Below are 13,642 nucleotides of genomic sequence, written 5' to 3'. Positions count from 1 at the left end.
CCGCCCGGACACAGCCCGCCACGTACCACCAGGAGAACCATCCATGACCTCCACGGTGCCCGCCGCCGTCCACGACGAGCAGCACGCACAGGCGCGGACCGAGCCGCCCGTCACCATGTTCGGCCCGGACTTCCCCTTCGCCTACGACGACTACCTCGCCCACCCCGCCGGTCTCGGCCAGGTGCCCGCCACCGAGCACGGCACCGAGGTCGCGGTCGTCGGCGGCGGACTGTCGGGGATCGTCACCGCGTACGAGCTGATGAAGATGGGCCTGAAGCCGGTGGTCTACGAGGCCGACCGGATCGGCGGGCGGCTGCGCACGGCCCGCTTCGACGGCTGCGACCCCGAACTGACCGCCGAGATGGGCGCGATGCGCTTCCCGCCGTCGTCCACCGCCTTCTGGCACTACGCGGACCTGGTGGGCCTGGAGACCAAGCCGTTCCCCAATCCGCTGGCGCCCGACACGCCCTCCACCGTCGTCGACCTCAAGGGCGAGTCCCACTACGCCCGCACCCTGGACGACCTGCCGGAGGTCTACCACCGGGTGATGGAGGCGTGGAACGCCTGCCTGGAGGAGGGCGCCGACTTCTCCGGCATGCAGCAGGCCATACGGACGCGCGACGTGCCGCGCATCCGCGAGATCTGGTCACGCCTGGTGGAGAAGCTCGACAACCAGACCTTCTACGGCTTCCTGTGCGACTCCCCGGCGTTCTCCTCCTTCCGCCACCGGGAGATCTTCGGCCAGGTCGGTTTCGGCACCGGCGGCTGGGACACCGACTTCCCCAACTCCATCCTGGAGATCCTGCGGGTCGTCTACACAGGCGCCGACGACGACCACCGCGGCATCGTCGGCGGCAGCCAGCAGCTCCCGCTGCGGCTGTGGGAGCGCGAGCCGGCCAAGCTGGTGCACTGGCCGGCGGGCACCTCGCTGAAGTCCCTGCACGGCGGCGACCCGCGTCCGGCAGTGACCCGGCTGCACCGCACCGCGGGCAACCGCATCACCGTCACCGACGCCACCGGCGACGTGCGCACCTACCGGGCGGCGGTCTTCACCGCCCAGTCGTGGATGCTGCTGTCGAAGATCGACTGTGACGACGACCTGTTCCCCATCGACCACTGGACGGCGATCGAGCGGACCCACTACATGGAGTCCTCCAAGCTGTTCGTGCCGGTGGACCGCCCGTTCTGGCTGGACAAGGACGAGCGCACCGGCCGGGACGTGATGAGCATGACGCTCACCGACCGCATGACGCGGGGCACCTACCTGCTGGACGACGGCCCGGACCGGCCGGCCGTGATGTGCCTGTCGTACACCTGGTGCGACGACTCCCTGAAGTGGCTGCCGCTCAGCCCCCGGGAACGGCTGGAGGTCATGCTCAAGTCCCTGCGCGAGATCTATCCGGACGTCGACGTCCGCAAGCACATCACCGGCAACCCGGTCACCGTCTCCTGGGAGAACGAGCCGTACTTCATGGGGGCCTTCAAGGCCAACCTGCCGGGCCACTACCGCTACCAGCGCAGGCTGTTCACCCACTTCGCGCAGGACCGGCTGCCCGAGGACAAGCGGGGCGTCTTCCTCGCCGGCGACGACATCTCCTGGACGGCCGGCTGGGCCGAGGGCGCGGTTCAGACCGCCCTCAACGCGGTGTGGGGCGTGATGCACCACCTCGGCGGCTCCACCGACCCCGCCAACCCCGGGCCGGGCGACGTCTACGACGAGATCGCCCCGGTCGAACTCCCCGAGGACTGAGCGGGCCGGGAGGCCTGCGCGGACCGGGACGGCCGGGAGGCGCACCCGGACGCCTGGAGGGACATCTCCCGCCGGGCGTCCGGGCGGCGCTCCAGCGGGGTGAGCAGGAAGCGGCCCACCAGGCCCGCTCCGGTGTCCAGCCGGCGGGTGAACTCCTCGGCCAGATCCGGCAGTCGCCGCATGCTCCACAGCATCCGCGCCGCCGACCAGGCCGATTCCCTGGCCCGCTCCATGTTCCAGCCGGCGATCAGATGGGTGAGCGGGTCGGCGACGTCCAGCGGGCCGGGACCGGGCGCCAGATCCTCGCGAATCCGCTCCTCCAGCTCCACCAGGACGTCCCCGATCCGGTCGAACGCGCCCTGGAGCGCGGAAGGTTCGCACCCGTGCGCCCGGGCGGTGTCCACCACGGCCAGCGCCAGGTCGTACCCGATGTGCGCGTTGACCCCCGCCAGCGCGAACTGCGCCGGGTGCAGGCCCGTGTGGTGGCGCGCCCGGAACAGCGGGCGCCAGCAGGCGGGGACGGGCTCCCCGGCGGCGGCCAGGTCGACGGCGGCCGGATAGCGGCCGGCGAAGACCGCCGCCAGGGTCGCCGCGGAGCGGGGGCGGGGCAGGAGACCGTCGACGAGGCTGTGGCGCACCGCCAGCGTCACGGACAGATAGACCCGGTTGAAGGCCGCCACCCCGTCGTGCGGCGGCAGTTCCTCCTGGAGCGAGCGCATCCGCGCGATCACTCCGTCCATCCCCTCCGCCCCGCCCGCCTCGTCGGTCCTGCCCGCGGCGGACCCGGACTGCGTCATCGTCATGCGCTCAGCGTGGCAGAAAGGGGCCGGACGCAGGGGGGAGAGCGGGAAGTCCGCCGGATCGGGCGACCCCCGAACGGACGGCGGACCACTGCCCGCGGGGGGAGCGGCGGTCGGCGGGCGGCAGGGGGCGACCGTCCGTTCGGGGGCGCCTACCGCCCGCCGAGACCGGTGCCGTTCGCGCCCTCCGCGCCGCCGGCGCCGGTGTCGTAGGAGGAGGTGCCCTCGTCCAGCAGCGGCTCCTGGGCGCGCATGTGCGCCGGGGCCAGCGCCCGCAGCACGTGGTAGCCGGTGAGGACGACGATGGTGCCCAGCGCGATGCCGTTGAGCTCGAAACTGTCGGTGATCTCCAGGCTGACGCCACCGACGCCGATGATGACGCCCGCCGAGACCGGCACCAGGTTCAGCGGGTTGCGCAGGTCCACCCGGCCCGCGAGCCAGATCTGCGCGCCGAGCAGGCCGATCATGCCGTAGAGGATCACGGTGATCCCGCCGAGCACGCCGCCGGGGATCGCGGCGATCACCGCGCCGAACTTCGGGCAGAGCCCGAACAGCACGGCGAAGCAGGCGGCGGCCCAGTAAGCGGCGGTGGAGTAGACGCGGGTGGCGGCCATCACCCCGATGTTCTCGGAGTACGTGGTGGTGGCCGGGCCGCCGACCGCCGTGGACAGCACCGTGGCCGCGCCGTCGGCGCCGATCGCGGTGCCCAGCTTGTCGTCGAGCGGGTCGCCGGTCATCTCGCCCACGGCCTTCACATGGCCCGCGTTCTCCGCGATCAGCGCGATCACCACCGGCAGCGCCACCAGGATCGCCGACCACTGGAACTCGGGGGCGTGGAGGGAGGGCAGCCCGATCCAGTCGGCCTCGGAGACGCCCGAGAGGTCCAGCCGCCAGTGGTCGACGGCCTCCCCGCCGCCCGCCGGGGAGTGGATCTTCCCGAAGACCAGGTCCATGATCCAGGAGACGACGTAGCCGAAGACCAGCCCGAGGAAGATCGCCACACGGGACCAGAAACCGCGCAGCGCCACCACCGCGAGCCCGGTGAAGAGCATGGTCAGCAGCGCCGTCCACTGGTCCTGCGGCCAGTACGTGGAGGCCGTCACCGGCGCCAGGTTGAAGCCGATCAGCATCACGACCGCGCCGGTGACCACGGGCGGCATCACGGCGTGGATGACCCGCGCGCCGAACCTTTGCACCACCAGGCCGGCCAGCAGCAGCACCACGCCGACCACCAGCAGCGCCCCGGTGATCGTCCCGCTGTCGCCGCCCGACGCCCGGATCGCCGCGGCGACGCCGACGAAGGAGAGGCTGGAGCCCAGATAGCTCGGCACCCGGCCACGGGTCATGAGCAGGAACACCATGGTGGCGACGCCCGACATCATGATGGCCAGGTTCGGGTCCAGGCCCATCAGGACCGGGGCGACGAAGGTGGCGCCGAACATGGCGACCACGTGCTGTACCCCCAGCCCGGCCGTCCGCGGCCACGACAGCCGTTCGTCGGGCCGTACGACGGCTCCGGGCGCCGGTGTGCGACCGTCGCCGTGCAGGGTCCAGCGCAGACCGAGGCCCATGGGTGCTCCGTTTCGTGCTCGCGCGGTGGTGCGTTCCGGCGCGCTTCGGAGCGCGCCGGGGTGTGATCGGGGGTGACCGGAATCGATCGGCCCACATGGTACGGGGCGCCTTTGACGATGTCAGTCGGCGGTGTGCGGCGGGAACGACCCGCCATGCCAGCCGGGTGGCCCCTCCGGCCGGGAACGTCGCCCCCGCTCCCGGCCCGTCCCCGCCCGACCTCAGCGCAGTTCCGCCCGCGCCTCCCCGGCGGCCCGGGCGACGACGCCGCCCCGGCGCGGGGCGCCCAGCACCCCGGCGGCCAGGACGAGGACGGCGGTCGCGGCGGTGACCAGGGCGAAGGACGCCCGCAGCGAGACCAGTTCGGCCAGGAGACCGATGACGGTCGGTGCGGCCAGCCCGGTGGTGTAGGTGATGGTGGCGACGCCGGCGATGGCCTGCCCGGGAGCCGGACCGCTGTGCCCGGCCGCGGCGAAGGCCAGCGGCACCACCACGGCGATCCCGACGCCCAGCAGGGCGAACCCGGCGACGCCCGCCACCGGTCCGGGCGCGGTCACCACCAGCGCGCCGCCCGCGGTGGCCAGGACGCCGCTGATCCGCACCGTGCGCACCGGGCCGAGACGGTGCACGGCGGCGTCGCCGGCCAGGCGGGCGGCGGCCATGGTGCAGGCGAACGCGGTGTAGCTCGCGGCCGCGACCGTCGCCGAAGCGCCGGTGACGTCCCGGAGGTAGACACCGGACCAGTCCATCGAGGCGCCCTCGGCGAGCACCGCGCACATGCCCACCGCACCGATCAGCAGGGCCGAACGCGGCGGCAGCGCGAAGCGCGGCGGCGCCTCCTGCCCCGGCGAGGGGCGTACGTCCAGCAGACCGCGGCAGGCGGCCGGAACGGCCGCGACCAGGACGGCGGCGGCCAGCGCGAGGTGGATCCGGGCGTCCAGACCGAGGTGGACGGCGCCCACGCCGGCCGCCGATCCCAGCAGTGCGCCCACGCTCCACATGCCGTGCAGCCCGGACATGATCGAGCGGCCGTGGCGCTGTTCCACCTCCACCCCCTGGGCGTTCATGGCCACATCCGCCATCCCGGCGGTGGCGCCCAGGAGGAGGAACGCGGCGCAGAGCACGGCCAGGTGGGGCGAGAGGGCGGGCAGGGCGAGACAGGCGCACCACAGGGCGAGCAGGACGCGTACGGCCGCCCGTCCGCCGTGGCGGTGCACGACGCGCCCGGCCAGCGGCATGGCGAGCGAGGCGCCGATCGCGGGGAAGGCCAGGGCGAGGCCCAACTGGCCGTTGCTCAGGTCGAGCTGATCCCGGAGCCAGGGGATGCGGGTGGTGAAACCGCCGGAGACCGCGCCGTGCAGGGCGAAGACCAGGGCGACCGAGCGCCGGGCCCGGCCGATGGGTGAGGAGGGCATGCGCGCAAACTATCAGGAAGGCTTCCTGAATGAAAAAGAAAATCTGCGAGGATTCCCGCATGACCACGCCCCCACGGCCCGAGCCCGGCGCCCCCACCCCTCCGGTCCGTCCCGCGCGTACCGCCTCGCCCCGCACGGCCCGCGCCATCAACGACCGGATCGCGCTGGAACTGCTGGTGGAGCACGGCCCCCTGACGGCCGGCCGGCTCAAGGAGCTGACCGGGCTGTCCCGCCCCAGCGTCGCCGACCTGCTGCGGCGCCTGGCCGAGGACGGGCTGGTCCGGGACGCCGGCGAGGCGGGAGGGAGCCGCCGCGGGCCCAACGCCCGGCTGTACGGCCTCGTCGCCGAACGCGCCCACGTCGCGGCCGTCGACGTCCGCACCACAGGCGTCTCCTTCGCCCTGGCCGACCTCGCGGGCGGCGCGGCGGGCGGCGCGGAACTGCCCGTCGCGGACGGCGGAGACGGTGCGGACGGCGGAGGCGGCGGGGGCGACCCCGCGGAGCGGACGGCGACCGCCCTGCGGCAGGCGCTGCGTGAGGCGGGCGTCGCCGCGCTGCACACCGTCACCGTCGGTGCCCCCGGCATGATCGACCCGGCCACCGGAGCCCTCGGCCGCAGCACCACGCTGCCGGCCTGGCACGCCCGCGTCCCGGCCGCGATCCGCGAACGGCTGGGCGTGACGGTGGTACTGGAGAACGAGGTGAACCTCGCGGGCATCGCCGAGCACCGCCTCGGCGCGGCGCGCGGCCGCGACACCTTCGTCCTGCTCTGGCTGGGGCACGGGGTGGGAGCCGCCGTGATCCTGGACGGCGCACTGCGCCGCGGCGCCTCCGGTGGTACCGGCGAGGTCGGTTTCCTGCCGGTGCCCGGCACCGCCGGACCGCCGTCGGCGACGGTCTGCGACGGCGGCTTCCACTCCCTGGCCGGTGCCGCGGCGGTGTGCGCGCTGGCGCGCGGGCACGGCCTGCGACCGCCGCGGCACGCCACCGGGGACGGCGTCCGCGCCGCGGAGGCGGTGGTCCGCGCCGCGGTGGCCGGCGGGGCGGGAGCCGGCGCCGAGGCGTTCCTGGACGCGCTGGCCGAACGGATCGCCGTGGGCGCCGCCGCCGTCGCATCGGTTCTCGACCCCGGCTGCGTGGTGCTCGGCGGGGAGGTGGGGCGGGCCGGGGGACAGCCCCTTGCGGAACGGGTGGCCGGCCGGCTGGCCGGGATGTCCCCGCTGGCCACCGAGGTGCTGTGCGGCACGGTCGAGGGAAGCCCTGTGCTCGGCGGCGGCCTGGTGACGGCGCTGGACGCGGCGCGGCGGGAGCTGTTCAACCCGCGGTGACGCGAGGTGAACAGCCGCCGTCGCGGGCCCGGCGGGCCCGCCGAGCTGCGGGTACGGGCCGATGCGCCGCTTGCCGCTGTGAGCCGGTCCACAGGCCCTCTCTAGTGCTGCCCTATCCGGACGTGGCACACTGGCCGCGTACCAACGTCAAGCGCACTCCGGGGTCGGTGAAATTCCGAACCGGCGGTTACAGTCCGCGACCCGGCCGCTGCCAGCGGCCGGTTGACCAGGTGAAATTCCTGGACCGACGGTCAAAGTCCGGATGGGAGGCAGTGCGCGGCGGGCCGTGAGACGGCCGGTACGCCGCCGCAGGCGGATTCTCGGGCGCTCAGCCGGGCCCGGAGAGTCCGGCCCCGCGCTCCGGCGTCCCGTCCATCCCGCGAGGCCGCTCGTTTCCCGTACCGCCCCGGAGTCCGTGCCCGAAGAGGCAGGAGGACCCGGTGGCCACCGAAGCCGCAGCACCCGCCGTGCGGGAGCGCGAACGCGACGCCATGCGCCGCGCCGTAGCCCTCTCCGCCCGCGGTCTCGGCTCCACCAGTCCCAACCCCGTCGTCGGCTGCGTCGTCCTCGACGCCGCCGGGCACGTCGTCGGCGAAGGCTGGCACCGGCGTGCCGGCGGTCCCCACGCCGAGGTCCACGCCCTCGCCGAGGCGGGCGAGTCGGCCCGCGGCGGCACCGCCGTCGTCACCCTGGAACCCTGCGACCACACCGGCCGCACCGGCCCGTGCAGCCGCGCCCTGCTCGACGCCGGCGTCGCCCGGGTGGTCTACGCCGTCGCCGACCCCACCCCCGCCGCCCGCGGCGGCGCGGCCACCCTGGCCGCCGCCGGGGTCGACACCGAGGGCGGCCTCCTGGCCGAGGAGGCCGCCGAGGTCAACGCCCCCTGGCTGACCGCCGTGCGTCTGGGCCGCCCGTACGTGCGCTGGAAGTACGCCGCCACCCTCGACGGCCGTACCGCCGCCGCCGACGGCACCAGCCGCTGGATCACCTCCGGCGCCGCCCGCGCCGACGTCCACCGGCTGCGCGCCGAGGCCGACGCCGTGCTCGTCGGCTCCGGCACCGCCCGCGCCGACGACCCCCACCTCGCGGTGCGAGGTGTCCCCGGCGCGGTCCAGCCGCTGCGCGTCGTCGCCGACACCGAGGCCCGCGCCGTCCGGCCCGGCGCACGTGTCCTGGACGGCGAGGCCCCCACCCTGGTCGCCGTCGCCGACGACCTGCCGGAGGCCGCCACCGCCCACCTCGACGGGCACGCCGAGGTGGTGCGGCTGCCGCGCGCCGGCGGGCCCGGCGGCGGTCTGGACGTCGCCGCGCTGCTCACGGCCCTCCACGACCGCGCGGTGCGGTCCGTGCTGCTGGAGGGCGGCGCGACCCTGGCCGGGGCCTTCGTCGCCGCCCGCGCCGTGGACCGGGTCACCGCCTACCTCGCCCCGGCCCTCCTGGGCGCCGGGCCCGCGGCCCTGGCAGGCGCCGGAATCGCCACCATCGCCGATGTGCTGCGGCTGACGGTGACCGCGGTCGAACGCATCGGGCCCGATCTGCGCATCGACGCCGTGCCCGCCGTGCCCGCCGCACCCGCCCCCGCCGTCCACGTGTCCAAGGAGTCCTGAGTGTTCACCGGAATCGTCGAAGAGCTGGGCGAGGTCGTCGCCGTCGAGGAAATGGCCGAGTCCAGCCGCTTCCGGCTGCGAGGCCCGCTGGTGACCGAGGGGGCGAAGCACGGCGACTCGATCGCGGTCAACGGCGTCTGCCTGACCGTCGTGGACACCTCCGGCGGCGAGTTCACCGCCGACGTCATGGCCGAGACCCTCAAGCGCTCCGGCCTCGGCGCCCTGTCCGCCGGCGACCGCGTCAACCTGGAGCGCCCCATGGCGCTGGGCGGACGGCTGGGCGGCCACATCGTCCAGGGCCACGTGGACGGCACCGGCACCATCACCGAGCGCGTACCCGGCGAGAACTGGGAGATCGTCAGGATCGCCGCTCCGGGCGGACTCACCCGCTACATCGTCGAGAAGGGCTCGATCACCGTTGACGGCGTCAGTCTCACCGTCGTCGAGGCGGGCGGGACGGACTTCACCGTCAGCCTCATCCCCACCACCCTCGCCCTGACGACCCTGGGCGTGAAGGGCGTCGGGGATCCGGTCAACCTGGAGGTGGACGTCCTGGCCAAGTACGTCGAGCGGCTGCTCGGCCACCGCGCCGCCGCCGGAACAGCCGGAACAGCCGAGTCCGCCGGTGCTGCCGGGGCCGTTCGATGAGCGCGCTGGAGTGGCTCGACGGGGCCCTCAACGGCACCGCCTTCGAGGCGTTCGGCCAGAGCGTGAAGTGGTCCGACATGGTCGGCAACGTCATGGGCCTGATCGCCCTCGCCCTCGGCTGGCGCCGCTCCATCTGGACCTGGCCCGCGCAGTTCCTGGCCGGGCTCATCCTGGTCGCCGCCTACGCCTCCGCCCAGCTCTCGGGCGGCGTCGGCAAGCAGCTGCTGGTCATCGGCGTCGCGGTGTGGGGCTGGTACCAGTGGCGGCGCGGAGCCCCCGCTTCCGCGGAGGACCACGGGAGCGCGGCCGACAGCGCCGACGGCAGGATCACCGTACGGTTCGCCACCTGGCGCGAACGCGGGTGGCTGCTGGCCGGAACGGCCGCCGGCACCCTCGCCGTCGGCGGACTGTTCACGCTCTACCCGCAACTGTCCTGGAGCCCGTGGGCCGACGCCTACATCTTCGTCGGCACCCTGGCGGCGATGGTCGCCCAGGCCCGCGGATGGGTGGAGTTCTGGTTCGCCTGGCTGCTGGTGGACCTGGTCGGCGTCCCGCTCGCCTTCGGCAGCGGCCTGGCCTTCTCCGGCCTGGTCTACGTCATCTACTTCGTCCTCGTCCTGTGGGGCCTGCGCGACTGGTGGCTGCGCTCCCGCGCGAAGGCGGCGAACGACTCCGCTCTGGAAGGAGCCCCGGCATGACCGTGCTGCACCCCTGGAACCCGCGCACCGCCGAATCCGAGGCAGCGGCCGACGCGTTCGGCGGTGCGGCCGGCGACGTCCCGGCGCTGGACCCGGTCGAGCGAGCGATCGCCGACATCGCCGCCGGGCGCCCGGTGGTCGTCGTCGACGACGAGGACCGCGAGAACGAGGGCGACCTCATCGTCGCGGCCGAGCTGATCACGCCCGAGATCGTCGCCTTCATGATGAGCGAGTGCCGCGGCCTGATCTGCACCCCGATGGAGGCCGGCGAGCTGGAGCGGCTGGAGTTGCCGCAGATGGTCGGCGACAACACCGAGTCGATGGGCACCGCCTTCACCGTCTCCGTGGACGCCTCAGCCGCCCACGGCGTGACCACCGGCATCTCCGCCGCCGACCGCGCCACCACCATCCGGCTGCTGGCCGACCCGGCCCGCGAGGCCGGCGACTTCGTGCGCCCAGGCCACGTCTTCCCGCTGCGCGCCCGCCCCGGCGGCGTGCTGGAGCGCCCCGGCCACACCGAGGCCGGGGTCGACCTCGCCCGGCTGGCCGGACTGCGCCCCGCCGCCGCCATCGTGGAGATCGCCGGCGAGGACGGCACCATGCTGCGCCTGCCCGAGCTGGTGCCCTTCGCCCGCAAGCACGGTCTGGCGATCGTCTCCATCGAGGCGCTGATCGCCTACCGCCGCTCCCGCGAGCGGGCCGCTCCCTCCGTCCCCGCGCCCGCCGCAGTCCCCGCCCCCGCCACCCCTGCCGTCCCCGTCGTCCGCCGCGAGGCCGTCACCTCCCTGCCCACCGCCCACGGCGGCTTCCGCGCCCACGGCTACCGCTCCACCGCCGACGGCGTGGAGCACATCGCCCTGGTCACCGGGGACGTCGAGGGCGCCGAGAACGTACTGGTGCGAGTGCATTCCGAGTGCCTGACCGGCGACGTGTTCGGCTCCCTGCGCTGCGACTGCGGCCCCCAACTGGAGGACTCCCTGCGCCGCGTGGCCGCCGAGGGCCGTGGTGTGGTGGTCTACCTGCGCGGACACGAGGGCCGGGGCATCGGCCTGCTGTCCAAGCTGCGCGCCTACCAGCTCCAGGAGGCCGGCCGCGACACCCTCGACGCCAACCTGGAACTCGGCCTGCCCGCCGACGCCCGCGACTACGCCGCCGCCGCGCGGATGCTTACCGACCTCGGCGTGCGTTCCCTGCGGCTGATGACCAACAACCCCGACAAGACCGGCGCCCTCGCCCGGTACGGCCTGCGCGTCACCGGCCGCGAGCCGATGCCCGTCCAGGCGGGCGAGCACAACCTGCGCTACCTGCGCACCAAGCGGGACCGCATGGGTCACGACCTGCCCTGGCTGGACGGCGAACCGGTCCCCGTCTGCGGCGGCCAGTGACACCGGCCCCGCCGTAACACCCCGCCCGCACATCCACACCCGTAACACCCCACCTCTACACCTGTCCATCGAACACCCGTCGACGAGGAGCAACGTGAGCGGCAAGGGCGCCCCCGAACTGACCGTCAAGAACTGCGGCGACCTGCGCGTGGCCGTGATCGCCGCGCAGTGGCACGAGAAGGTGATGGGCGGCCTGCTCGACGGCGCGCTGCGAGCCCTGGGCGAGCTGGGCATCCACGAGCCCACCGTGCTGCGCGTCCCCGGCAGCTTCGAGCTGCCCGTCGCCGCCAAGGTGCTGGCCGCCCGCGGCTACGACGCGGTCGTCGCCCTCGGCGTCGTCATCCGCGGCGGCACCCCGCACTTCGACTACGTCTGCCAGGGCGTCACCGCCGGCCTCACCCAGGTCTCCGTGGAGACCGGCGTTCCCGTCGGCTTCGGCGTGCTGACCTGCGACACCGAGGAGCAGGCCCTGGACCGCGCCGGGCTGGAGGGCTCCAGCGAGGACAAGGGCCACGAGGCGGTCACCGCCGCCGTCGCCACGGCCGCCGTCCTGCGCACCGTCGCCGAACCCTGGCGGTGAGCGGCCCCGCGACCGGCGTAGGGTAGGGGGCACCATGGCGAACAAGACATTCGAGGAGCTCTTCGGCGAGCTCCAGCAGAAGGCCGCCACCGGCGACCCCGCCACCTCCCGCACCGCCGAACTGGTGGCCGCGGGCGTCCACACCATCGGCAAGAAGGTCGTCGAGGAGGCCGCCGAGGTGTGGATGGCCGCGGAGCACGAGGGAGCCGAGCGCACCGCCGAGGAGATCTCCCAACTGCTGTACCACCTTCAGGTGATGATGGTCGCCCGGGGTATCGGCCTCGACGACGTATACGCTCACCTGTAGGAAGCGCCCCCGCAACCTCGCCGGCGCCGTCACCGCCGACCGCGCCCCCGCCCGTACCACCGCACCACTCCACCCGCACGACCCCACCGCGCGCCGCTCGCACCGGCCCGAAGAAGCGAAGGAAGACCGCCCCATGCTGCGCATCGCCGTCCCCAACAAGGGTTCACTGTCCGAGCCTGCGTCGGCGATGCTCCATGAGGCCGGCTACAAGCAGCGCAAGGACCGCCGCGAGCTGGTCCTGGTGGACAGCGACAACGAGGTCGAGTTCTTCTTCCTCCGCCCCCGCGACATCGCCGTCTACGTGGGCTCCGGCAAGCTCGACATCGGCATCACCGGCCGCGACCTGCTGCTGGACTCCGGGGCCGCCGCCGAGGAGATCCTCCGGCTCGGCTTCGCCGGCTCCACCTTCCGCTACGCCACCCGCCCCGGCACGGCCGGCGGTGTCGGCGACTTCGGCGGCATGACCATCGCCACCTCCTTCCCCGGCCTGGTCGCCAAGCACCTGGCCGACAACGGGGTGGACGCCTCCGTCGTCCGCCTCGACGGCGCGGTGGAGACCGCCATCCAGCTCGGCGTCGCCGAGATCATCGCCGATGTCGTCGAGACCGGCACCACGCTGCGCAACGCCGGACTGGAGATCATCGGCGAGCCCATCCTGGAGTCCGAGGCCGTCGTCATCCGGCGCACCGGAGCACCGGCCGACGACCCCAAGGTGCGGCAGTTCCTCCGCCGCATGCAGGGCGTCCTGGTGGCCCGGCGCTACGTGATGATGGACTACGACATCCGCGCCGAGAAGGTCGAGCAGGCCGTGGCCCTCACCCCGGGCCTGGAGTCGCCCACCATCTCGCCGCTGCACCACGAGGGCTGGGTCGCGGTGCGCTCCATGGTGCCCGCCGGGGAGGCCCAGCGGATCATGGACGACCTGTACGAACTGGGTGCCCGGGCGATCCTCACCACCGGCATCCACGCCTGCCGCCTCTGAGGCCGCCGGCACCCACCGAGGCATCGAGACAAGCAAGCACCGACCCATCGAAAGAGCGACGCACGTGCCCGCCCCCGCCCCCGAGCCCGGCACAGACCCCGGCTCCGGTCCCGGACTGCCGGTGACCTTCCGGCCCGCCCGCACCCGCGTCGTCCTGCTGTCGGTCGGCGTCGCGATCCTGGCCACCCTCACCACGGTCGCGATGATGCTGGAGGGTCTCGGCGCGGGGGAGCGGGCTTCCTTCGTCCTCACCGGCCTGCTGTTCCTCGGCGTCCTCGCCCTGCTCAGCCGTCCGAAGGTGGTCGCCGAGGAGAGTGGCGTCACGGTCGTCAACCTCACCACCGTCCGCCACCTGGAATGGGCGGAGATCATCAAGGTGAACCTCCGCCCCGGCGACCCCTGGGTCCTGCTCGACCTCGCCGACGGCACCACCCTGCCCGCCATGGGCATCCAGCCCGGCGTCGCCAAACAGCAGGCCGTCCGGGACGCGAAGGCGCTGCGCGCGCTGGCCGAGCGCCACGGCACGGGGCCGTCCTCCGGCTGACCCGCGGGCCCTCCGGGGCGGGCCGGAAC

12 protein-coding genes, 1 pseudogene and 1 riboswitch are annotated in these 13,642 nt (G+C 74.1%); of the genes and pseudogenes, 10 read left to right on the top strand and 3 right to left on the bottom strand.

The features are described from left to right. Positions 1 to 43 precede the first annotated feature (43 nt). Complete coding sequence (locus tag IQ279_RS08340; RefSeq protein ID WP_206347694.1) at positions 44 to 1,750, top strand: flavin monoamine oxidase family protein; 1,707 nt, start codon at positions 44 to 46, stop codon at positions 1,748 to 1,750. Between the two features lie 92 nt (positions 1,751 to 1,842). On the opposite strand, the pseudogene IQ279_RS08335 reads toward IQ279_RS08340, so the two are convergent. The 3 genes and pseudogenes from IQ279_RS08335 to IQ279_RS08325 all read right to left on the bottom strand — a co-directional run. Then, positions 1,843 to 2,490: pseudogene (locus tag IQ279_RS08335) on the bottom strand (DUF5995 family protein); the annotation flags it as partial. Positions 2,491 to 2,702: 212 nt separating this feature from the next. Next, positions 2,703 to 4,121, bottom strand: coding sequence for a uracil-xanthine permease family protein (locus tag IQ279_RS08330; RefSeq protein WP_206347693.1), 1,419 nt, complete (start codon positions 4,119 to 4,121; stop codon positions 2,703 to 2,705). 219 nt (positions 4,122 to 4,340) lie between these two features. Further along, positions 4,341 to 5,534: an MFS transporter gene (locus IQ279_RS08325; RefSeq protein WP_206347692.1), complete on the bottom strand. Its 1,194-nt coding sequence runs from the start codon at positions 5,532 to 5,534 to the stop codon at positions 4,341 to 4,343. A gap of 59 nt (positions 5,535 to 5,593) precedes the next feature. Here IQ279_RS08325 and IQ279_RS08320 point away from each other — a divergent pair, with 59 nt between their 5' ends. The 9 genes from IQ279_RS08320 to IQ279_RS08280 all read left to right on the top strand — a co-directional run bounded on the left by IQ279_RS08320 (position 5,594) and on the right by IQ279_RS08280 (position 13,613). Further along, positions 5,594 to 6,862 carry an ROK family transcriptional regulator gene (locus IQ279_RS08320; RefSeq protein WP_206347691.1) on the top strand — a complete coding sequence of 423 codons (1,269 nt, stop codon included), beginning with the start codon at positions 5,594 to 5,596 and terminating at the stop codon, positions 6,860 to 6,862. Positions 6,863 to 7,011: 149 nt separating this feature from the next. Then, positions 7,012 to 7,142, top strand: a riboswitch (FMN riboswitch). Positions 7,143 to 7,353: 211 nt separating this feature from the next. Then, complete coding sequence (ribD, locus tag IQ279_RS08315) at positions 7,354 to 8,469, top strand: bifunctional diaminohydroxyphosphoribosylaminopyrimidine deaminase/5-amino-6-(5-phosphoribosylamino)uracil reductase RibD (protein ID WP_206347729.1); 1,116 nt, start codon at positions 7,354 to 7,356, stop codon at positions 8,467 to 8,469. Continuing rightward, positions 8,470 to 9,117 (top strand): riboflavin synthase, encoded by a 648-nt coding sequence (locus IQ279_RS08310; RefSeq protein ID WP_206347690.1) that lies wholly within the window; start codon positions 8,470 to 8,472, stop codon positions 9,115 to 9,117. Next, on the top strand, positions 9,114 to 9,815 hold the full coding sequence (locus IQ279_RS08305) for a nicotinamide mononucleotide transporter family protein (protein ID WP_206347689.1): 702 nt from the start codon (positions 9,114 to 9,116) through the stop codon (positions 9,813 to 9,815). The genes IQ279_RS08310 and IQ279_RS08305 overlap by 4 nt, the downstream gene beginning before the upstream one ends. After that, positions 9,812 to 11,200, top strand: a complete 1,389-nt coding sequence (locus tag IQ279_RS08300; protein WP_206347688.1) for a bifunctional 3,4-dihydroxy-2-butanone-4-phosphate synthase/GTP cyclohydrolase II — start codon at positions 9,812 to 9,814, stop codon at positions 11,198 to 11,200. The genes IQ279_RS08305 and IQ279_RS08300 overlap by 4 nt, the downstream gene beginning before the upstream one ends. Before the next feature lie 94 nt (positions 11,201 to 11,294). Further along, a complete protein-coding gene (ribH, locus tag IQ279_RS08295; RefSeq protein WP_093656616.1) occupies positions 11,295 to 11,780 on the top strand; it encodes a 6,7-dimethyl-8-ribityllumazine synthase in 486 nt (161 codons plus the stop codon). Between the two features lie 34 nt (positions 11,781 to 11,814). After that, the gene (locus IQ279_RS08290; RefSeq protein WP_093656614.1) at positions 11,815 to 12,087 is read left to right on the top strand and encodes a phosphoribosyl-ATP diphosphatase; all 273 of its coding nucleotides are present in this window, start codon (positions 11,815 to 11,817) and stop codon (positions 12,085 to 12,087) included. Positions 12,088 to 12,220: 133 nt separating this feature from the next. Continuing rightward, on the top strand, positions 12,221 to 13,069 hold the full coding sequence (hisG, locus tag IQ279_RS08285) for an ATP phosphoribosyltransferase (RefSeq protein WP_206347687.1): 849 nt from the start codon (positions 12,221 to 12,223) through the stop codon (positions 13,067 to 13,069). Positions 13,070 to 13,133: 64 nt separating this feature from the next. After that, positions 13,134 to 13,613: a PH domain-containing protein gene (locus IQ279_RS08280; protein ID WP_206347686.1), complete on the top strand. Its 480-nt coding sequence runs from the start codon at positions 13,134 to 13,136 to the stop codon at positions 13,611 to 13,613. The last annotated feature ends 29 nt before the right edge of the window (positions 13,614 to 13,642 follow it).

Source organism: Streptomyces verrucosisporus (assembly GCF_017114865.1).
Taxonomy (GTDB): Bacteria; Actinomycetota; Actinomycetes; order Streptomycetales; family Streptomycetaceae; genus Streptomyces; species Streptomyces fenghuangensis.
The sequence above is the reverse complement of the archived record's forward strand: the minus strand, read 5'-3'. Positions and strand labels throughout refer to the sequence as shown.

Coding starts and splice junctions, on each gene's coding strand:
- IQ279_RS08340 (WP_206347694.1), top strand. CDS start 44: ATGACCTCCACGGTGCCCGCCGCCGTCCACGACGAGCAGCACGCACAG.
- IQ279_RS08330 (WP_206347693.1), bottom strand. CDS start 4,121: ATGGGCCTCGGTCTGCGCTGGACCCTGCACGGCGACGGTCGCACACCG.
- IQ279_RS08325 (WP_206347692.1), bottom strand. CDS start 5,534: ATGCCCTCCTCACCCATCGGCCGGGCCCGGCGCTCGGTCGCCCTGGTC.
- IQ279_RS08320 (WP_206347691.1), top strand. CDS start 5,594: ATGACCACGCCCCCACGGCCCGAGCCCGGCGCCCCCACCCCTCCGGTC.
- ribD (WP_206347729.1), top strand. CDS start 7,354: ATGCGCCGCGCCGTAGCCCTCTCCGCCCGCGGTCTCGGCTCCACCAGT.
- IQ279_RS08305 (WP_206347689.1), top strand. CDS start 9,114: ATGAGCGCGCTGGAGTGGCTCGACGGGGCCCTCAACGGCACCGCCTTC.
- IQ279_RS08300 (WP_206347688.1), top strand. CDS start 9,812: ATGACCGTGCTGCACCCCTGGAACCCGCGCACCGCCGAATCCGAGGCA.
- IQ279_RS08290 (WP_093656614.1), top strand. CDS start 11,815: ATGGCGAACAAGACATTCGAGGAGCTCTTCGGCGAGCTCCAGCAGAAG.
- hisG (WP_206347687.1), top strand. CDS start 12,221: ATGCTGCGCATCGCCGTCCCCAACAAGGGTTCACTGTCCGAGCCTGCG.